Here is a 20251-nt window from a genome sequence, read left to right as displayed (position 1 = left end):
ACCACCGGCTACGACTACGACACCTTCGCCGCCGACCTGAACACCGTCATGGAGACCCTCGACCTCCACGACGCCGTCCTGGTCGGCTTCTCCATGGGCACCGGCGAAGTCGGCCGCTACCTCGGCACCTACGGCTCGGGCCGGGTCGCCAAGGCCGCCTTCCTCGCCTCGCTGGAGCCGTTCCTGCTCAAGACCGGCGACAACCCCGGCGGTGTCGACGGGAGCGTCTTCGAGGGCATCAAGCAGGCCGTCACCGCCGACCGGTACGCCTACTTCAGCGCGTTCTACCAGGACTTCTACAACCTGGACGAGAACCTCGGCACCCGGATCAGCGAGGAGGCCGTCCGCAACAGCTGGAACGTGGCCGCCGGCGCCTCCTGGTACGCCTCGCTGGCCTGCGTCTCCACGTGGACCACCGACTTCCGTGCCGACATCAAGAAGATCGACGTGCCCGCGCTGATCCTGCACGGCACCGCTGACCGCATCCTGCCCATCGACGCCACCGGCGAGCCCTTCCGCAAGGCGCTTCCGCAGGCCGACTACGTCGTCGTCGAGGGCGCCCCGCACGGTCTGCTGTGGACCCACGCCCAGGAGGTCACCGACGCCCTCCTCGCCTTCCTCGCCAAGTAAGGGCGGAGTCCGGCCTCTCACCGGCCGGGCGGCGAACCGCGGGCGCCCCGTCACCGTTCGACGGTGACGGGGCGCTGTCCGTCCTGGCACCACGGCAACTGTCAGCTGGAGACAGGGGCGCCATTCCTCGGGACCGGGAGCCGATGGCTCCCCTCCGCCCTCTCCGGGAGGGGCGGCGTGGGGTCCGTGTCCATGTCCAGGGCGGTGAGCCGGTCACGGACCTGCTGGGCGCTGTGGGACATGGCATGCTCGTCGGCGCTTGCGAGGGCTCGGACCCAGTCCGCCCGCGCGCCTTCCCGGTCGCCCTGGGCCAGCCGGGTGTCGCCGAGCCGCATCAGGGTGCCGATGGCGTTCCTGTGGTCACCCAGCTCCTCGAACGACTGTGTCGCCCGCTGGTAGGTGGCCACCGATTCCTCGCAACGGCCGAGCAGGCGAAGGGTGTGGCCCAGGATGTCCCAGGCCTGGGCCAGCTGCCACGGCGCGCCCAGGCGTTGGAACAACGCGATGCCCTCCTCGCTGTACAGAAGGCTCTCCTTGAGCTGCCCGAGGTTGGAGTGGAACCAGGCGAGCTCCATGAGGCACTCGGCCAACCACAACTCCTCACCCGTCTCCCGGGACAGCTCCAGCCCCCGTTCGGAGAACGTCACGGCCTCCTGGATCCGGCCGAACAGGAACAGCGCACACGCCGTGACGTAGTGGACGCGGGCCTGTTCACCGGTCTCGTCGAGTTCTTCGAAGATCACGGTGGCGCGTCGCAGGTGCTGAAGGGCTTGCTCCTGGTGGCCGAGATAGCCGTGGATGTGACCGAGGTGGCGTAGGCAACGGCCCTCTTCGAGACGGTCGTTCCGGCGCCGGGCCACGTCCAGAGCGGGGGTCAGCGCGGCGATGGCCTCCGGCCAGAACTCCTGGCGGTTGAGGTATTCCTTGAGCGACCAGGCCAGCCCGGTGATGTGGTGGTCCAGTTCCTGGTCGACAGCGGTGTGGAGCAAGCCGGTCAGGACCCGGTGTTCGGCGGTGAGCCATCGGGTCGCCTGCCCGACGGCGGTGAGGCGCTCCGGGGTGACGCCTGGGCCGGGTGCGCCGAGGTCGAGTTCGGGCGGCGTGTCCTGCTTGAGGAACCGGTTCGCCTCGTGGGCCGTGAACATGTAGTGGTCAAGCATCCGCCGGGTGGCGTGGTGACGTTCCCGGACGGTGTCGTGGGCGTGGGCGAGTTCGGTGGCGTAGCCGCGCAGCAGGTCGTGCACGCCGTAGCGGCCGGGCAGCGGTTGCTCCACGAGGCAGGAGCTGACCAGGCCGGCGAGGGCGCGGCGGGTTCGGGCGAGGGGAAGACCGGCGAGGCTGGCGGCGGCGGGGGCGGTGATGTGGGGGCCGGGGTGCAGGGCCAGGAGGCGCAGGAGCCGGGCTGTGGGCTCGTCCAGGGATCGGTAGGACCAGGAGAAGACGGCGCGTACGTCGGTGGTGGAGTCGAAGCCGGCGAACGCGTCCAGGCCGTCGGTCTCCCGCAGGTCGTCGACGATGGCGTGGAGGGGGAAGGACGGATCGAGTTCGGCGCGGGCGGCGACCACCGCGATGGCCAGGGGAAGCCGTCCGCACCGGCGGATGATGTCGGCCGTGGCGGCCGGCTCGGCGCCCAGTCGTTCGGCGCCCAGTCGCCGCTCGAGGGCCTCGTGGGCCTCCGCCTCCGAGGGCAGAGGGAGGGTGAGGGGTCGGGCGCCGTCGGTGGTGATCAGCCCGGGAAGCTGGTTACGGCTGGTGATCAGCGTGAGGCAGCCCGCTCCCCCGGGGAGCAGGGGGCGTACTTGTTCCTCGTCGCGGGCGTTGTCCAGGACGAGCAGGACCTGCCGATCGGCGAGGAGGCTGCGCAGGAGCGTGCTGCGGCCCGGGGTGTCCTCCGGGATGCGTTGGGCGGGAACCCCGAGGGCGGTCAGGAAGCCGTGCAAGGCGTTGCCGGGTTCGACGGCGGGTGCGTGGGGGTGGAAGCCGCACAGGTCGACGAAGAGCTGTCCGTCGGGGAAGGAGGCAGCGATGCGGTGGGCGTGGTGGACGGCGAAGGTGGTCTTGCCGACCCCGGGAGCCCCGCTGATGACGACGGCGGGAGCAGGAGTCGTACCGGACCGCGTCGGTGCACCGCTGACTGTGGACAGCCACGCGCCCTCGACCTCCCGCCCCGCAAACACCGCCAGGCTGCGCGGGAGTTGTGCGGGACGCGTCCGGGGCCGCGGCGCGGGTACCTCGCAATCCGCGTCCGGGGCGCGGCTCGCTTCGGACCGGTAGGCGGCGTCGGCCGGTTCGTCGCCGGCCGGACCCACGGCCGCGGCGGCGGACAGAAACGCCGCCCCGTCCTCCTCCGGCGTCCCGGACGTGCCCGGCCCGAGCGGATCGCGCCTGTCCCCGGTACGCCCGCCGGAGACGGACGCCGTGCCGGACCTGTCCGACCCACCGGCCGGGCGAAGGGGCGGCAGGTCGTGGTGGAGGATGCCGTGGTGCAGGGCGCGCAGGGATGGGCCGGGTTCGAGGCCGAGCTCCTCGGCGAGGTGCCGGCGCAGGTCGTTGTAGCGCTCAAGCGCTTCGGGGTGTCGGCCGGCCAGGTACAAGGCGCGCAGCAGCAGGCCCCAGCCGGTTTCCCGCAGGGGGTGCTCTGCGGTCATCTCCTGTGCCGCGTCCAGGGCCTCGATGGTCCGTCCTTGCAGGAGCAGGGCGGTGGCGCGGAGTTCACGGGTGGTCTGGCGCAGGTCTTCCAGGCGTGCCGCCTCGTTGACGGCGAACAGATGGTGCGCGGCGTCGGCGAACGCGTGGCCGCGCCACATCCCCAGTGCTACGCGCGCTTCCTCCACGACGCGTTCGGGCCGGCCCTGGTCCATGAACCGGCGCGCCCGGCCAAGAGCCCGCTCGAAGCGCGTGGTGTCACGGCTCTCGGACGGCACCCGCAGGGCATAGCCCAAGGGCTCGGTGACCAGAACCTCGCACGTACCCTCCCGGCGCAGGTGCCGGGGTTCCAGGACCGCTCGTACCTTGCTGACATGGGCGTGCAGGGAGCCCAATGCTGCGTCCGCCGCCCGTCCCGGCTCCTGCGGCCACAGTTCCTCGCACAACGTCTGCGGGGTGACCGCCCGACCGTCGGCGAGCAGCAGGCGGATCAGCAGCAGCCGCTGCCTGCGCCGACCCGGATCGAGTACCGCCCCCGCCCGCCGTACCACCAGCGGACCGAGCATTCCGAAGTCGAGATCCTGTCCCGCGTCTGTCACCGTACTCATCCGGAATCCCGCTCGACGACGCCACCATCGGAAGCGCATACATGACCACGGTCGGCGGACATGGGGGCGGCCCGCTCCCGCTGCGACGAGAACCGGACCCGCGCGATCCTCGTCGCGGCGATCGGGCCGCCGAGATGGGGGCTGTTCAGGTGGTCGGGGCGGTGAGGACCCCGTCGTCCCCCTCCCGCATACCACACAGGACATTAGCAGGACGCCGATCGGCGAGATCATTCGACGCGTGAACCGGTGTGACATCCACTCCGTTGACCGATCGAACGGCCGTCGTCAGGAGTGGAGAAGAAGACATGGTCCATGTCGAAGGAACGAGCACCGCCCGGTTCGAACCGGTCCGAGCGGCGCTGGCAGCGCACCTGGAGTCAGGCGAGGAGCTGGGTGCGTCGATCGCCGTGGATGTCGACGGAGTCATGGAAGTCGACCTGTGGGGTGGGCATGCCGACGAAGCACGGACCGTCCGGTGGCACCAGGACACCTTGGTCAACCTCTGGTCGACCACCAAGACCCTGAGCAGTCTGGCGGCTCTCGTCCTGGTCGACCGGGGGGCACTGGATCTCCACCGTCCGGTCGCGCACTACTGGCCTGAATTCGCCGCCCAGGGCAAGCAGGACATCGAGGTGCGGCATGTTCTGGCGCACACCTCGGGGCTGTCCGGCTGGCAGCAGCCGTTCACCATGGACGATCTGTACGACTGGCCCACCGCCAGCGCCCGGCTGGCCGCGCAGGCGCCCTGGTGGAAGCCGGGCAGCGCCTCGGGCTATCACGTGCAGACTCAGGGACAGCTCGTCGGAGAGCTCGTCCGGCGGGTCAGTGGCCGTACCCTGACCGAGTTCGTCGACACGGAGATCGCCGAACCGGCACGGGCCGACGTCCAGATCGGCGCGCGGCAGGCCGACTGGCCGCGCATCGCCGAACTGGTGGCCCCGGCGCAGCTCTCCGGAATGCCCGACGGCCTCGACCCCGACGGGATCTTCGCCAGGACGCTGCTCGGAAGCCCCGCCAGGGACGAGCACGTCGACACCCCGCGGTGGCGCCGCGCCGAACTCGGCGCCGTCAACGGACACGGCAACGCACGAGGCATGGCCCGCGCCCTCTCCGTGATCTCACGACGCGGTCGAGTGAACGACCTGCGACTCCTGTCCGAGGAGACGGTGGAGAAGGTCCTCGACGTACAGGCGGACGGAGTCGACCTGTTCCTGGGCGTCCCCGTGCGCTGGGGCATCGGCTTCGCACTCGCCGATGCGAGGACGATGCCGCACATGCCCACCGGAAGGGTCTGCTTCTGGGTGGGCCGGGGCGGCTCGATCGTCATGATGGACCTCGACCGGGGCGTCACGTTCTCGTACACGATGAACCGGCTGGGCGACGGAATCCTCGGCTCTGAGCGCACCTACAGCTACCTCAAGCACGTCTACGAGGTGCTGGACTGCGCCGACTGAGGTCACGGCGCACGGCCTTGTGCGCTGTCGTGCCAACCCCTGGGCGCAGAAGGTCAACGCGGTCGGTCGGGGCGCTCGTAGCTTGAAGAAGTGCCGAGCCGCGGAGGCGGTGGGCACGTCACCGATTGCTTCGAGAGGACCCCTCATGTTCGACATCGCCAAGGTGCAGGCCGCGCCGAGCAAGGATCTGCTCACGCCCGACAACGCGGTCATGCTTTTCGTGGACCACCAGCCGCAGATGTTCTTCGGCACCGGAAGCGGCGACCGGGCCGCGATCATCAACAGCACCGTGGGTCTCGCCAAGGCGGCTCAGGCGTTCGATGTGCCGGCCGTTCTGACCACGGTCGCCGCCGAGTCGTTCTCCGGGCCCCTGCTGCCGCAGCTCGCCGAGGTGTTCCCCAAGAACGAGGTCATCGACCGCACCTCCATGAACGCCTGGGAGGACGAGGCGCTCGTGGCGGCGGTCAAGGCGACCGGGCGCAAGAAGATCATCCTGTCCGGTCTGTGGACCGAGGTCTGCCTGGTACTGCCCGCGCTTTCAGCGCTTGAGCAGGGTTACGAGGTGTACGTCGTCTCGGACGCGTCCGGCGGCGTCAGCCCGGCCGCCCACGAGCACGCCGTCCAGCGGATGATCGCCGCCGGAGCGGTGCCGGTGACCTGGGTCCAGGTGCTGCTGGAGCTCCAGCGCGACTGGGCGCGCCAGGAGACCTACCCCGCGGTCATGGAGATCGTCAAGGCCCACGCGGGCGCGTACGGCCTGGGCGTCGTGTACGCGCAGAGCGTCATCGGCGCGCACGCCGCCGGCTGACTTCCGTGGACACCGGCATTCTGATCCTGCGTCTGCTGGTGGGCCTGCTCGTCGCCGGCCACGGTGTGCAGAAGATCAGCTCGCACCTGGGCGGCAAGGGACTTGAGGGCGGCACCGAGGAGTTCCGCGCCGACGGCTTCCGGGGCGGTTCCCTCACCGCCCTGGCGGCGGGCGGCGGCCAGATCGGATCGGGCCTGCTGCTGGCCGCCGGCCTCCTGACCCCGCTCGCCGCCACCGGGGCCATCGGGGTCATGACCGTCGCGCTCACCGTGAAACGGCACAACGGCCTCTGGGTGCAGAACGACGGATACGAGTACCCGCTCGTCCTCATCGGCACCGCGACCGCCCTCGCCGCCACCGGCCCCGGCACCTGGTCCCTGGACGCGGCCTTCGGCCTCACGCCGTACCCGCTGTGGTGGGCGGCCCTGGCGCTCGTGGCCGGTCTCGGCAGCGGACTCCTCACCCGGCTCGTGCTGCACCGGCCCCCCGCCGGGGCGAACGCCGAGCGCTGAGCGCGAGCCGCGCAGACCGGGTCCGGCCGTCCGCGTACCCCCGACCGGGCGGCCGGGCCCTTCCCACCCCTCTCCCGAACAGGAGCACCCGATGGACACCCTCACGCCCCCGCACGGCGGCGGTCAGCCGCTGCTTCACCAGAAGGGCGCCGAGACGCAGGCGTTCGGCACGCTCAAGCAGCTGCCGATCGGCCTCGGTCACGACACCCGCATGTACGCCTGCCAGCGGCTCAACCGCGTCCTCGCCGATACGCAGATCCTGTACTCCCTCTACAAGAAGCACCACTGGCTCATGCGCGGGGCGACCTTCTACTCGCTCCACCTGATGCTGGACAAGCACGCGGAGGCCCAACTGGCCATCGTGGACGCGCTGGCCGAGCGGGTCCAGAGCCTCGGCGGCGTCGCTGTCGCAGACCCGCGCCACGTCGGAGAGCTGACGTCGATCCCCCGGCCGCCGGACGGCGTCGAGCCGGTGCCCGTCATGCTGTCGCGGCTCCTCGACGCGCACGAGCGGATCCTCATCGACGCCCGGGACGCCGCCGCCCGGATCGCGGCCGAGGGCGACGAGGGCAGTGCCGACCTGCTCGTCTCCGATGTCATCCGTACCGGTGAGGCACAGGTGTGGTTCCTGGCCGAGCACCTCGTGGACACCCCTCTGGTGCGCGGCTGATGGACACGTACGACGTCGTCGTGGTCGGCGGCGGACCGGCCGGCGAGGTCGTCGCCGACCGGACGGTCCGGTCGGGGCTGACCGCCGTCGTCGTCGAGGCCGAGGCCGTCGGCGGCGAGTGCTCCTACCGTGCCTGCGTGCCGAGCAAAGCCCTGCTGCGACCCGGCGCCGCCCGAGCGGAGGCCCGATCGGTCGACGGGGCCCGGCAGGCGGTCACGGCGCCACTCGACCCGGCACGCGTGCTCGCCCGCCGCGACCGCTTCACCGGGCGCGGTGACGACACCGGCCAGACCGACTGGCTCGACGGTGCGGGCATCGCGCTCGTACGAGGCCATGGCCGGCTCGCCGGAGAGCGCCGGGTGGAGGTGACCGGGGCCGACGGCACGGTCCGTACCCTGCGGGCCCGGCGCGCGGTCGTGGTCTGCACCGGCACGGAAGCCACGCTTCCGCCGGTCGAGGGGCTCGACCGGATCGGCGTGTGGACCAACCGGCAGGCCACCACGGCCGATGCGGTGCCCGGGCGGCTCGTCGTCATCGGCGGGGGAGTGGTGGCCTGCGAGATGGCCACCGCCTGGCGCTCGCTCGGCTCCCACGTCACCCTGCTGGTCCGCGATCAGGCCCTGCTGACCGGCTGGGAGCCGTGTGCCGGCGAGGAGGTCACCCGCGGGCTGAGCGATCTGGGCGTCACCATCCGCTTCGGGGTGTCGGCCGTCAAGGTCGCCCGTGCCGCCGACACCCGTGCGGTGACCGTGCACACCGACGACGGGACGACCCTCGTCTGCGACGAGGTCCTCGCCGCCGTCGGCAGGCGCCCGCGCATCGCGGACCTGGGCCTGGAGACGGTGGGCCTGCCGGCGGGCGACTGGCTTCCGGTCGACGACACCTGTCGGGTCACCGCGGTCGAGGACGACTGGCTCTACGCAGTCGGCGACGTCAACCACCGCGCGCCACTGACCCACATGGCCAAGTACCAGGCCCGTGCCTGCGCGGCGGCGATCGCCGAGCGAGCCGCCGGACGCCCGGCCGATACCGGCGGCCGCCAGCCGTGGAGCGCGGAAGCCGACCGTTTCGCCGTCCCGCAGGCCGTCTTCACCCGTCCCGAGGTCGCGAGCGTCGGGCTCACCGAACGCGCGGCACGCGAAGCGGGTCTCGCGGTACGCACGGTGGAGTACCGCATCGACGACGTCGCCGGCGCCGCGCTCCACGCGGACGACTACCGCGGCCTCGCCAAGCTCGTCGTCGACGAGACCCGAGGAGTCGTCGTCGGCTGCACACTCACCGGCCCGATGGCGACCGAGCTCATCCACACCGCCACCGTGGCCATCGTGGGCGAGGTCCCCCTGGAGCGCCTCTGGCACGCCGTGCCCGCCTTCCCGACGGTGAGCGAGGTGTGGCTCCGGCTTCTGGAGGCGTACGGCCTCTGAGGCCGGACCCCGCCCGACCGCCGCACCCCGTTCGACCCGACCGCTGACCCAGCGACCGGTCGCCACCATCGCGCCGGAGGAGAAGGCCGGCGAGGCGGCCTGGCGGAGGACACCGTCCTGGGCGCTGAACGCCACCGCCGACAACGACATCTTTCCGGCCGCCCAGCAGCGGACGGCCCGGCGCGCCGGCTCGCACGCCACCGCAGCGGACGCATGGCACGCCGCCGCCGTCTGCCGCCCGGCCCTGGTCACCCACGTGATCCTCGCCGCGGCGCGGGCGACCCGCTGAGCCCCCTACCCGACCCTCCCGTACATCCCGAAGGAGAGCCCCCTCATGAACAACCGCCCGGTCCTCGAACCCGCCGCCCAGGCGTTCGCCGACGCGACAGCCCAGCCGCCGTTCCTCTACGAGATCCCCGTCGCGGACGGCCGCAAGGCCGTGGACGGCGTCCAGAGCGGCGAGGGTGTTCCCCTGCCCGAGGTCGACGAGGAGTGGGTCACCGTCCACGGTGGCCCGACCGGCGACGTCCGGGCCCGGATCGTCCGCCCGCGCGGCGTGACCGGCCCGCTTCCCGTCGTCCTCTACATCCACGGAGCCGGCTGGGTCTTCGGCAACGCCCGCACCCACGACCGGCTCGTCCGCGAACTCGCCGTCGGCACCGGGGCGGCCGTGGTCTTCCCCGAGTACGACCTCTCGCCCGAGGCCCGCTACCCCGTCGCGATCGAGCAGAACTACAGCGTCGCCCAGTGGGTCGCCCGCGAGGGCCACCACAAGGACCTCGACGGCAGGCGGATCGCCGTGGCGGGCGACTCGGTCGGCGGCAACATGAGCGCCGCCCTCACCCTCATGGCCAAGCAGCGCGGCGACGTGCCGCTCGTCCAGCAGGTCCTCTTCTACCCGGTCACGGACGCGGGCTTCGACACCGACTCGTACCACGCCTTCGCCGAGGGCTACTTCCTGCGCCGCGACGCCATGAAGTGGTTCTGGGACCAGTACACGACGGACGAGGCCGAGCGCGCCCGGATCACCGCCTCGCCGCTGCGCGCCTCCACCGAGCAGCTCACCGGTCTGCCGCCGGCCCTGGTCATCACGGCGGAGGCGGACGTCCTGCGCGACGAGGGCGAGGCGTACGCGGCGAAGCTCCGTGCCGCCGGGGTCCCCGTCACCGCCCTGCGCGTCCAGGGCACCATCCACGACTTCGTGATGCTGAACGCGCTGCGCGACACGTGGGCCGCGGACCTCGCCATCGGTCTCGCGGTCGACACCCTCCGCAAGGCCCTCGCATGACCGGGCCGTCTACCAGCATGCCGGTGGCGGGCCTCGTGCCCGCCCCTCGGCGGAAGCCCGAGCATGCCGATCTCCTCGTCCGCAACGCCAAGGTGTTCACGGGTGATCCCGACCGCCCCGGGGCCCGGGCCGTCGCGATCCGCGACGGCCGGGTCGCGGCCCTCGGCGACGACCACGACCTCGCCCACCTCGTCGGGCCCGGCACGAAGGTCGTCGACGCTCTCGGCCGCCGCGTGGTCCCCGGACTCAACGACTCGCACCTGCACGTCATCCGGGGCGGCCTCAACTACGTCCTGGAGCTGCGCTGGGACGGGGTGCGCAGCCTGCGCCAGGCCCTGGCGATGCTGCGCGAGCAGGCCGGCCGCACGCCCAAGGGGCAGTGGATCCGGGTCGTCGGCGGCTGGACCGCGGAACAGTTCGCCGAGCGCAGGATGCCGACCGTCGCCGAGCTGAACGCCGCCGCCCCCGACACCCCGGTGTTCGTCCTTCACCTGTACCAGTCGGCGTTGATGAACCGGGCCGCGGTGCGGGCCGCCGGTTTCACCCGGGAGACCCCCGACCCGCACGGCGGCCAGATCGTACGCGGCCGGGACGGCGAGCCCAACGGAGTGCTGCTCGCGGCGCCGGGCGCGCTCATCCTCTACTCGACCCTGGCCAAGGCTCCGGCCCTCGACGAGGCCGACAAGCGCACGTCGACCCGGCACTTCCTGCGCGAGCTGAACCGTTTCGGGCTCACCTCCGCGGTCGACGCCGCCGGCGGCTTCCAGAACTTCCCCGACAACTACGCCACCGTCGTCGACCTCGCCAGGTCCGGCGAGCTGTCCCTGCGGATCGCCTACCACCTGTTCCCGCAGACGGCCGGGCAGGAGCTCGCCGACCTGAAGCGCTGGACCGAGATGGTCAAGCCCGGTGACGGGGACGAGTGGCTGCGGCTCAACGGCGCGGGCGAAAACCTGACCTGGGCCGCCGCCGACTTCGAGAACTTCTCCGAGCCCCGGCCCGAGCTCGCCGCCGGCTACGAGACCGAGTTCGAGAACGCCGTACGGCTCCTGCTCGAGAACGGCTGGGGATTCAGGCTCCACGCGACCTACGACGAGACGATCCGGCGCGACCTGGCCGTCTTCGAGAAGCTCGCCGCGGAGGGACTCTTCCCCGGCGGCAACCGCTGGCTCTTCGACCACGCCGAGACCGTCTCGGCCGGCAGCCTCGACCGGATCGCCGCCCTCGGCGGAGCCGTCTCGGTCCAGAACCGGATGTCCTTCCAGGGCGCCGCCTTCCTCGGCCGATACGGTGCCGACGCCGCCGCGCACACCCCGCCGGTCCGCGCCATGCTCGACCGCGGCCTGACCGTCGCCGCCGGGACGGACGCGACCCGCGTCTCCTCGTACAACCCGTGGGTCGCCCTCCACTGGCTGGTCACCGGACGCACCGTCGGCGGCACCGCGCTCTACCCGCCCGGGAACCTGCTCGACCGGGAGACCGCCCTCGACCTCTACACCCGCGGGGGAGCCCGGCTCACCGGCGAGCAGGACGTCAAGGGCACCCTGCGGGAGGGCTGTTACGGCGACCTGGCGATCCTGTCCGACGACTTCCTCACCGTGCCCGAGGACGTCATCCCCGGCATCGAGTCCCTGCTCACCGTCGTCGGCGGCCGCATCGTCTACGCCACCGCGGAGTACGAGGGCCTCGACGAGGCCGTCCCGCCGGTCAGCCCCGAATGGAGCCCGGTGGCCCACTTCGGCGGCTACCAGTCGGGTCAGGGGGGCGCCCACCAGGCATCGCTGGTGGCCGAGGCCGTCGCCGAGTCCGAGCAGCACCGGCTGTGGCGCGTCGCGCGCGGCTCCGTCCCCGAGTCGACGCCGTCCTTCGTCGACCCCTGCTTCGATCACTGAAAGAGAGACCCCGATGACTGCCGCCTCCCCGGCCGCCGACGGCGACGAACCGGACCCGGCCGTGTCCCCCGGACGCCGTTTCGAGCCGGACCTCCGGTCGATGACGCGGATCAACCTGCGGCCCATCGCCTCGCCCATGCCGCTCGGCTTCTTCACGATCGCCATCGCATCCGTGATGACGGGCTGCCTCCAGCTCGGGATCCTCGGCGAGGAGGCCCGCACCGCCGTCGCTTTCACCGTACTGCCGGCCTTCGTCCTGCAACTCCTGGTCAGTTTCCTGGCCTTCGGTGCCCGTGACGTGATCGCGGCCACGCTGATGGCGGTGTTCGCCGGCAGCTGGCTGCCCTACTCGCTCATCATGCTCAGCGGCGCGGCCGACGGCCTCAAGGTCCTCGGTGTCTTCAACCTGGCCCTTCTCTGCTTCGGCGCGCTGATGACCGCCGTGACCGGCCCGAAGCGGGCGCTGTGGCTCGTCCTCGCGGTCTCCCTGCCCCGCTGGGCGGCCACCGGCCTCGCGGGCGTCACCGGCGCCGAATGGCTGACGCGCACGTCCGGGGTGCTCGGCCTCGTGGTGGCGCTGGTCGCGATGTACACGGCGTTCGCCCTGATGCTCGAGGACATGCGCAGCGAGCAGGTTCTGCCGATCGGCCGCAGCGGCCCCGCCCACCTCGCCGTGGAAGGCGACCTCGCCGTGCAGCTGCGCAACCTGGAACGCCAGGCGGGCGTGCGCCGCACCCTCTGACCCTGGCCACCGGCCCCCGTAACACCGCGAACGGACAGGAGCGCCCATGGAACCCCAAGTGGCCGACCGGCCCGAGAAGTCCCGGTACGAGATCCTCGCCGAGGCCAAGGCCGTGGCCGATACCCGAGGCGACGGCACCGAGACCGCCGGCTTCGCCGAGTACCACCTCTCCGAGGGCGAGATCGCCTTCGTCCACACCGAGATCGATCCCCGCTTCGGCGGCCGGGGTCTCGGCGGGCTGCTCGCCCGCGGCGCGCTCGACGACGCCCGCGCCCGTGGGCTGCGCGTCCTGCCGTACTGCCCCTTCGTCCGCGGCTGGATCGGCAAGCACCCCGAGTACGCCGACCTGGTGCCCGAGGCGCGCCGCGCCCGCTTCGGCCTGTGAACCCACCCCCGACCACCATCCCACCCGCTCACCGAGGAGTTCCCCCATGCCCCGACACGCCCGGCCCACCGTCGTCCTGGTCCACGGCGCCTTCGCCGACGCCTCCAGCTTCGCCCGGGTCATCCCCGAACTGACCGCCGCCGGCCTGGAGGTGCTGGCTCCGGCGGTGCCCAACCGCAGCCTCGTCGACGACGCCGCGTACATCGCCTCCGTGGTCCGTGCCGTCCAAGGCCCCGTGGTCCTGGTGGGGCACTCCTACGGCGGCGCCGTCATCACCCTCGCCGGCACGGAGGACAACGTCCGCGCCCTGGTGTACCTCGCGGGATACGCGCTGAAGGAGGGCGAGAGCCTGGGCGAGCTGCAGGGCGGCTTCCCCGACTCCGGTCTCGCCGACGCGCTCGTCCACACTCCGTTCCCCGTGCCCGGCTCCACCGACACCGGCACCGACGTCTCGGTGGCGGTCGACCGGTTCCCCGCCCTGTTCGCGGCGGACGTCGACCCCGGCCTCGCCGCGGTGCTCGCCGTGTCCCAGCGCCCCCTCGCCGCAGCGGCGTTCTCGGAGGCCGCGCCGGTCGCCGCGTGGAGGACCAAGCCCTCGTGGGGCCTGGTCGCCTCCTCCGACCGCACGATCAACCCCGATGTGGAGCGGTACGGGTACGAGCGGGCCGGCATGACCACCGTCGAGGTCGACTCCTCCCACCTGGTCATGCTCTCCCAGCCCAAGGCCGTGGCGGAGCTGATCCTGGAGGCGGCCCGGTCCACGGGGCACTGACCGGCGCTCGGGCATCGAACGATTGGTCTATGCCGTTCGAAACCGGTAGCTTTCCGAAACGCCCGCCGAGAACTCGCGGCGGGCGATCGGAGGAAGCACACCCATGAGGTTCGGCGCGAGGCTCGTGCTCGCCGTCATCACCCTCGCCGCCACCGCCACCGCCTGCGGCACCCCGCAGGACAGCGGTCCGCGGTCGCACACCACCGCGGACTGCGCACCGTACGCCGACTACGGCAAGCACCCCGGCAGCGTGGTGACCGTGTACGCGTTGAACCGGGACCGGGAAGCCGATCTGTTCGAAGAGACGTGGGCGGACTTCGCCGACTGCACGGGAATCGACGTCCAGTACGAGGGGGACGGGGAGTTCGAGGCACAGATCCAGCTCCGGGTCGACGGCGGGAACGCCCCCGACGTGGCGTTCTTCCCCCAGCCCGGCCTCATGGAACGCTTCGCGCGGGCGGGGAGGCTGAAGCCCGCGAGCGCCGGGGTCGCGGCCCGCGCGAAGGAGGGCTGGTCGGCGGACTGGAACGGCTACGCGACCGTGGACGGCACCCTCTACGGCACTCCGCTGGTCGCGAACGTGAAGTCGTTCGTCTGGTACTCCCCGACGTTCTTCCGGGACAAGGGACTGAGCGTTCCCCGCACGTGGACCGAGCTGATGGCCGTCACCGAGAAGATCGCGGCGTCGGGCGTCAAGCCGTGGTGCGCGGGCATCGAGTCCGCCGAGGCGACCGGCTGGCCCGTGACGGACTGGATCGAGGACGTCCTGCTGCGCCAGCAGGGCACGGACGTCTACGACCAGTGGGTCGCCCACGAGATCCCCTTCGACGACCCGCGGGTGCTCCAGGCCATGGACACCGTGGGTTCCCTCCTCAAGAACGACCGGTACGCCAACGGCGGTTTCGGTCCGGCCCGGTCGATGGCGTCGGTCTCCTTCCAGGAGGCCGGCGCACCTGTCCTGTCCGGTGACTGCGCGATGCACCGTCAGGCCTCGTTCTACGCCGACCTGTGGCCGAAGGGCACCGAGATCGGCCCGGACAAGGATGTCTACGCCTTCCTCCTGCCGGGTGCCGACGCGTCGAGCCGCCCCGTCCTGGGCGGTGGGGTGTTCACCGCGGCGTTCGCCGACCGCCCCGAGGTGCGGGCGTTCCGGGAGTACCTGGCTTCCGCCGACTTCGCGAACGCGCGGATGGGGAAGGGCCCGTTCGTCTCGGCGCACAAGGGCGTGGATCCCGCGAACGCCGCGACCCCGGTCGACCGGCTCTCGATCCAGCTGCTCCAGGACCCCGGGACCCAGTTCAGGTTCGACGGTTCGGACCTGATGCCGGCGTCGGTCGGCGCCGGGACGTTCTGGAAGGGAGCCGTCGACTGGATCGGCGGCGCGAGCAGCCTGCAGGTCGCCGACTCCATCGAACGGTCCTGGCCGAGAAAGTGATGTCGTTCGACGCCGTCGCCCAGCAGCCCAAGCTGCTGTACCTGCTCCAGGGCGTCGCCGCCTTCGCGGCGGTCGTCTCCCTGATCCTCCTCGCCCTGCACCGGGGGCCGGTGCGCAGGAGGGCCGCCGCCCTGATCCTGCTGGCCCCCGCGCTGCTGCTGCTCACGATCGGTCTTCTCCTGCCCGGTCTGCGCACCCTTGCGCTGTCGTTCACCGGCACCGGGGGAGACACGTGGGTCGGCCTCGACAACTACGGGTGGATGATCACCGACCACCGGGCCCTTGTGGCGCTGCGCAACACCCTGGTGTGGGTGGTCCTCGTGCCGGCCGCGTCCACCGCGGTCGGTCTGCTCTACGCGGCGGCCGTCGCACGGTCGCGGTTCAGGACGTTCGCGCTGTCCCTGGTCCTGATGCCGATGGCGATCTCCTTCGTCGGCGCGGGTGTCGTCTGGAAGTTCGTCTACGCCTACCGTCCCGCGGAAGCCGGGCAGATCGGACTGCTGAACCGGCTCGTCGTCGTGTTCGGCGGCGAACCGCGGCAATGGCTCGTGGAGTCTCCCTGGAACGTCCTGTTCCTCATCGTGGCGATGGTGTGGACACAGGCGGGCTTCGCCGCCGTCCTGCTGACCGCCGCGATCAGAGCCGTACCCCCGGAGCTGACCGAGGCCGCCCTGCTCGACGGTGCGTCCCCCGGGCAGGTCCTCCGGCGGATCACCCTGCCGTCGATCAGGCCCACGCTGCTCGTCGTGCTCCTCGCCCAGGCGATCGGCACCTTCAAGGCCTTCGACATCGTCAGGACCATGACCGGCGGACAGTTCGACACGGGTGTCCTCGCACACGCCATGTACGACCAGGCCTTCCGCTACGGCGAGACGGGCCGTGGTGCGGCACTCGCCGTGCTCCTCTTCCTCCTCGTCACCCCCTTCGTCGCCCACCAGCTCCGGGCGCGGCGGAGGGCGGGGTGAACGGCGTCCGGGAGCGTCTGGCCTCCCGCGCCTTCACCGCGGTCGCCGTGGGGATCGCGGTCCTGTGGACGACACCGACCCTCGGTCTGCTGATCTCCTCCTTCCGACCCGAGGAGGAGATCAAGACGACGGGCTGGTGGACCGTCCTCGGTACGCCGCAGCTCACGCTCGACAACTACGGCGAGGTGCTGTCCGGTGGCGGGAACGGCTCGGGGCGGCTCGCGGAGCACTTCGTCAACTCCGTCGTCATCACCGTGCCCTCGGTGCTGTTCCCGCTCGTCCTGGCCTTCTTCGCGGCGTACGCCCTGGCCTGGATCGACTTCAGGGGGCGCGACGCGCTCGTCGTCGCCATCTTCGCGCTCCAGGTCGTGCCGCTCCAGATGGCGCTCGTCCCGCTCCTGAAGCTCTTCTCCCAGGGCTGGCTGTTCCTGCCCGCGTTGCACCTCACCGGTCCCGCGCGGTTCGGCCAGGTCTGGTTCGCCCACACGGTCCTCGCGCTGCCGTTCGCGGTGTTCCTCCTGCACAACGTCCTGGCGGGGCTGCCCCGGGACGTGATCGACGCCGCCCGCGTCGACGGCGCGTCGCACGGGACACTCCTGCTCCGGATCATGCTGCCCCTGGCCCGCCCGGCCCTGGCCGGCTTCGCCGTCATCCAGTTCGTGTGGGTGTGGAACGACCTCCTCGTGGCGCTGACCCTGTCGGGCGGAACGGCCGAGACCGCGCCGATGACGGTCAGACTGGCGAGCCTGGCCGGGACCTACGGCAACGAATGGCAGCGGCTGACGGCAGGAGCCTTCGTGGCGGCGTTCGTCCCGCTGCTCGTCCTCTTCTCCCTCCGGAAGCACTTCGCCAGGGGACTGCTCGCCGGATCGGTCAAGGGATGAGCCCCGAACGGCCCGAAGGGCGCGACACGGCGATGGTGCTGAGCCGACCCGGGCTGCGCGGCCGCGAAGCCGAGCTGCGGCGCCTGCGCGCCCTGGCCGAGGTGGTGCGCCACGGCGAGGGAGGCGCGATCGCGTTGCTCCTCGGCGAACCCGGGATCGGGAAGACCGCGCTGCTCCAGGAAGCCGTCTCGGTCGCACGGACCCAGGGATTCATCGTCAGCCACGGACGCGCCGAGGAACTCCACGAACTGGCGCCGCTCGCCTCCCTGGCCTCGGGCCTCCTGCACGGCGACCCGCCGCTGCTCTCCGGCGCCGACTTCGCGGACCTCGCAGGCCACCACGACCAGCGCATCTGGCTCGTCGAACGACTGGCCCAGCTGATCGAGGAACGCTCGGCGGGCACACCCGTCCTGATCGCGGTCGACGACGTCCAATGGGCCGACCCGCTGAGCCGATTCGCCCTGAGCGTCCTGCCGGCACGGCTGCTCAGCTCCCCCGTCCTGTGGCTGCTCACCAGCAGGGAGGACCCGGAGCTGTACGGGCCGGGGCCGCTGACGACGACCCTCCCCCTGCGGCCGCTGTCCGAGACGGCCCTGGCCGAGCTGGCCCGCGACGTCCTCGGCGGGGACGTGCCGGCGCGGGTCGAGGAGTTCCTCGACGGGGCGGGCGGCAACCCCTTCCTCGCGGCCGAGATGCTCTCGGGCATCGCGGCGACGGGCGCGGACGGGCCGGAACCACCCGAGCGACTGGTCCTCGGCGTACGCGGCCGGATGGCCGGCCTGCGGCCGGACACCCTGCACTTCCTGCGGATCGGCTCGGTCCTCGGCCGCGCGTTCTCGCTCGCCGACGCCGCCGCCCTGTGCGGCCGGCCCGCCTCCGCGCTGAGCGCCGAAGTGGACGAGGCGATCGCCGCCGCTCTCCTCGACGACGACGGCGAACGCCTCCTGTTCCGCCACGACCTGCTCCGCCAGGCGGTGTACGCCGACCTCGCCCCCTCCGTGCGCCGGGCCCTGCACCGGGAGGCCGCCGGCCGGCTCGTCGCGGCGGGCCGGAGCTCCGGCGACGCGGTCCCGCATCTGCTGAAGAGCGCCGAACCCGGCGACACGGAGGCGATCGCACTGCTCCGCACGGCCGCCGAGGACGTGATCGCCGTGATGCCCGACCTCGCCGCCGACCTGGCCGTCCGTGCCCTGGAACTCGTACCGCCCCGCTCTCCCATGGCGTACGACGTGGGAGAGCGGGCCGTTGTCGCGCTGACCCGCGCGGGCCGGTACCTCCAGGCACGAGACACCGGCGACGCGCTGCTCGCCCGGCAGCCGCCCATGGACGTCTTCGCCCGTCTGCAGTCCGTACTCGGCGACGCGCTGTGGCACCTCGACGATGTGCACGAGCTGACCCGCCGCACGACGACGGCGCTGGCAGCCGTCACCGACCCGGCGATCCGCGCCCGGCTGACCGCCCGGCAGGCTCTGGCCCGGTCCCGGGGCAGCGACCTCGACGCCGCTCGCGAGACCGGGGAACGCGCCCTCGCCGAGGCGGAGCGGGCCGGGGACCGGGAGGCCCGCGTCCTGGCACTGTGGGGCCTCGGCGAGATCGCTCTCAACGCGGGTGACTGCGCCGCCGCCGTCGAACACCACACGGCGCTCAGTGTGTTCGACGCGGCCTTCCTGCCCGAGGAGGCCGTCGCCCTGATCCACATGGACGACTTCGACGCCGTACGCCGGCTGCTCCGGACCGCGGGCGACGCTCCCCTGCGCCCCGCCATGCTGAGCTGGGCCCAGGGAACCCTGAACATGGGGCTCGGGCGGCTCGACGACGCGGACGCCGACCTCGTCACGGCCGAGCGTCTCGAAGCGGACCTCCAGGTACCCAACAACCTGGTCAACATCCGCGTCAACCGCGGTCTCCTCGCGATGCTGCGCGGCGACCGCGAAGCCGCGAGTGAACACCTCAACGTAGTGCGGGCGGCCCTGGCCGACCGGCCGAACAAGGGAAACCACGCCGCGCACCAGTACTTCGAAGCCGTCGTCGCCGACGCCGACGGCGACCACACGGCGGCGGCCGAACTCGTCCGGTCGGTGCAGCGCGACCACCCCTTCCTCCGCTGGCGGCTGCTGCGCCCCCATGTCGTCCAGGCCGTGCGGATCGCCCTGCGCGGCGGGGACCGGAAGCTGGCCGAGGACCTCGCGGCCCAGGCCGCCGCACACGCCGCCCGCAACCCCGCCGTGCCGACCGCCCAGGGGACGGCCGCCCACGCGTCCGCCCTGGTGAACGCCGACCGTGAACTCCTCCAGCGGGCGGTGGACATCCTCCTGAACGGCCCCCGGCCGCTGTCCCTCGCCGCCGCGTCCGCCGACCTCGGGCGCGCACTCCTGACCTCGGGCGACCCCGCCGCGACACCCGCCCTGACCAGGGCGCACGACCTCTACGCCCGGGCCGGGGCCGACGCCGAGGCCCAACGGGTCCGGGCCGATCCGGGACAGGCCACACGCCGCCCGGGCCGGCGCACCGGACGTGTCCGGCCGCGCACCGAGCACGGGTGGGACGCGCTCACGGCCTCGGAACGCAAGGTGGCCCGGCTGATCGCCGCGGGCCACACCAACCGGTCGGCCGCCAAGGCCCTCGTCGTCTCCCCGCACACGGTCAACACCCATCTGGCGTCGATCTTCCGCAAGCTCGCGGTGCGTTCGAGGGTCCACCTGGCCCGGATCGTCCTCGCGGAGGACGACGACGCAACGGCCGGCGACGACTGAGCACGAGCTCTGCGCCCTCGTGCAAGGCGTGGTGCGCGGCACGGCAACAGCAGGCGCGGAGCCGGTCCTAGCGTGACGGGCACACCGCGCCGCTGCGACGCGCGGACCAGCCAACCGAATCGAGGAAGCATCCCCATGCCGTACATCACCGTCGGCCAGGAGAACACCAACCCCGTCGAGCTGTACTTCGAGGACCACGGGGCCGGGCAGCCCGTCGTCCTCATCCACGGCTTCCCGCTCGACGGCCACTCCTGGGAGCGCCAGAGCGCCGCGCTGCTCGACGCCGGCTACCGCGTCATCACCTACGACCGCCGCGGCTTCGGGCAGTCCTCCCAGCCGACCACCGGCTACGACTACGACACCTTCGCCGCCGACCTGAACAC

Annotated in this window: 17 protein-coding genes; 16 read left to right on the top strand and 1 reads right to left on the bottom strand. The window is 72.1% G+C overall.

Translation table 11 applies throughout. From position 1 onward, the window contains the following. On the top strand, nt 1–630 hold a 630-nt coding region (locus AVW11_RS31795), incomplete at its 5' end, for an alpha/beta fold hydrolase (protein WP_076046766.1). Between the two features lie 101 nt (nt 631–731). Here the strand turns inward: AVW11_RS31795 and AVW11_RS31790 are convergent. Next, a complete protein-coding gene (locus tag AVW11_RS31790) occupies nt 732–3884 on the bottom strand; it encodes an AfsR/SARP family transcriptional regulator (protein WP_076046765.1) in 3153 nt (1050 codons plus the stop codon). Nucleotides 3885–4189: 305 nt separating this feature from the next. On the opposite strand from AVW11_RS31790, the gene AVW11_RS31785 reads away from it, so the two are divergent. The 15 genes from AVW11_RS31785 to AVW11_RS31715 form a co-directional block, all read left to right on the top strand. Beyond that, a complete protein-coding gene (locus AVW11_RS31785; RefSeq protein WP_076046764.1) occupies nt 4190–5338 on the top strand; it encodes a serine hydrolase domain-containing protein in 1149 nt (382 codons plus the stop codon). A gap of 145 nt (nt 5339–5483) precedes the next feature. Beyond that, nucleotides 5484–6146 carry a hydrolase gene (locus AVW11_RS31780; protein WP_030838442.1) on the top strand — a complete coding sequence of 221 codons (663 nt, stop codon included), beginning with the start codon at nt 5484–5486 and terminating at the stop codon, nt 6144–6146. A 5-nt stretch (nt 6147–6151) separates the two neighbouring features. Continuing rightward, on the top strand, nt 6152–6658 hold the full coding sequence (locus AVW11_RS31775) for a DoxX family protein (RefSeq protein WP_076046763.1): 507 nt from the start codon (nt 6152–6154) through the stop codon (nt 6656–6658). 91 nt (nt 6659–6749) lie between these two features. Further along, nucleotides 6750–7328 (top strand): Dps family protein, encoded by a 579-nt coding sequence (locus tag AVW11_RS31770; protein ID WP_030838448.1) that lies wholly within the window; start codon nt 6750–6752, stop codon nt 7326–7328. Then, entirely contained in the window at nt 7328–8752 is a 1425-nt protein-coding gene (locus AVW11_RS31765) for a dihydrolipoyl dehydrogenase family protein (protein ID WP_076046762.1), read from the top strand. The genes AVW11_RS31770 and AVW11_RS31765 overlap by 1 nt, the downstream gene beginning before the upstream one ends. A gap of 334 nt (nt 8753–9086) precedes the next feature. Beyond that, complete coding sequence (locus AVW11_RS31760; protein ID WP_060177850.1) at nt 9087–10040, top strand: alpha/beta hydrolase; 954 nt, start codon at nt 9087–9089, stop codon at nt 10038–10040. Then, a complete protein-coding gene (locus tag AVW11_RS31755; protein WP_076046761.1) occupies nt 10037–11932 on the top strand; it encodes an amidohydrolase in 1896 nt (631 codons plus the stop codon). Before AVW11_RS31760 ends, AVW11_RS31755 begins: the two co-directional genes overlap by 4 nt. A gap of 13 nt (nt 11933–11945) precedes the next feature. After that, nucleotides 11946–12674 carry a GPR1/FUN34/YaaH family transporter gene (locus AVW11_RS31750; RefSeq protein ID WP_030838462.1) on the top strand — a complete coding sequence of 243 codons (729 nt, stop codon included), beginning with the start codon at nt 11946–11948 and terminating at the stop codon, nt 12672–12674. 46 nt (nt 12675–12720) lie between these two features. Next, on the top strand, nt 12721–13059 hold the full coding sequence (locus AVW11_RS31745; RefSeq protein ID WP_076046760.1) for a GNAT family N-acetyltransferase: 339 nt from the start codon (nt 12721–12723) through the stop codon (nt 13057–13059). A gap of 46 nt (nt 13060–13105) precedes the next feature. Further along, on the top strand, nt 13106–13831 hold the full coding sequence (locus tag AVW11_RS31740; protein WP_060177847.1) for an alpha/beta fold hydrolase: 726 nt from the start codon (nt 13106–13108) through the stop codon (nt 13829–13831). Between the two features lie 103 nt (nt 13832–13934). Next, a complete protein-coding gene (locus AVW11_RS31735) occupies nt 13935–15266 on the top strand; it encodes an ABC transporter substrate-binding protein (RefSeq protein ID WP_076046759.1) in 1332 nt (443 codons plus the stop codon). Further along, on the top strand, nt 15266–16231 hold the full coding sequence (locus AVW11_RS31730) for a carbohydrate ABC transporter permease (protein WP_076046758.1): 966 nt from the start codon (nt 15266–15268) through the stop codon (nt 16229–16231). Before AVW11_RS31735 ends, AVW11_RS31730 begins: the two co-directional genes overlap by 1 nt. After that, nucleotides 16228–17115, top strand: coding sequence for a carbohydrate ABC transporter permease (locus AVW11_RS31725; protein ID WP_076046757.1), 888 nt, complete (start codon nt 16228–16230; stop codon nt 17113–17115). The genes AVW11_RS31730 and AVW11_RS31725 overlap by 4 nt, the downstream gene beginning before the upstream one ends. Further along, the gene (locus AVW11_RS31720; RefSeq protein WP_079250880.1) at nt 17112–19868 is read left to right on the top strand and encodes a helix-turn-helix transcriptional regulator; all 2757 of its coding nucleotides are present in this window, start codon (nt 17112–17114) and stop codon (nt 19866–19868) included. The genes AVW11_RS31725 and AVW11_RS31720 overlap by 4 nt, the downstream gene beginning before the upstream one ends. Before the next feature lie 135 nt (nt 19869–20003). Continuing rightward, the coding region (locus AVW11_RS31715) for an alpha/beta fold hydrolase (protein WP_143568925.1) at nt 20004–20251 on the top strand (248 nt) is incomplete at its 3' end.

The sequence above is a fragment of the Streptomyces amritsarensis genome (genome assembly GCF_001953875.1).
Taxonomy (GTDB): Bacteria; Actinomycetota; Actinomycetes; order Streptomycetales; family Streptomycetaceae; genus Streptomyces; species Streptomyces amritsarensis.
The sequence above is the reverse complement of the archived record's forward strand: the minus strand, read 5'-3'. Positions and strand labels throughout refer to the sequence as shown.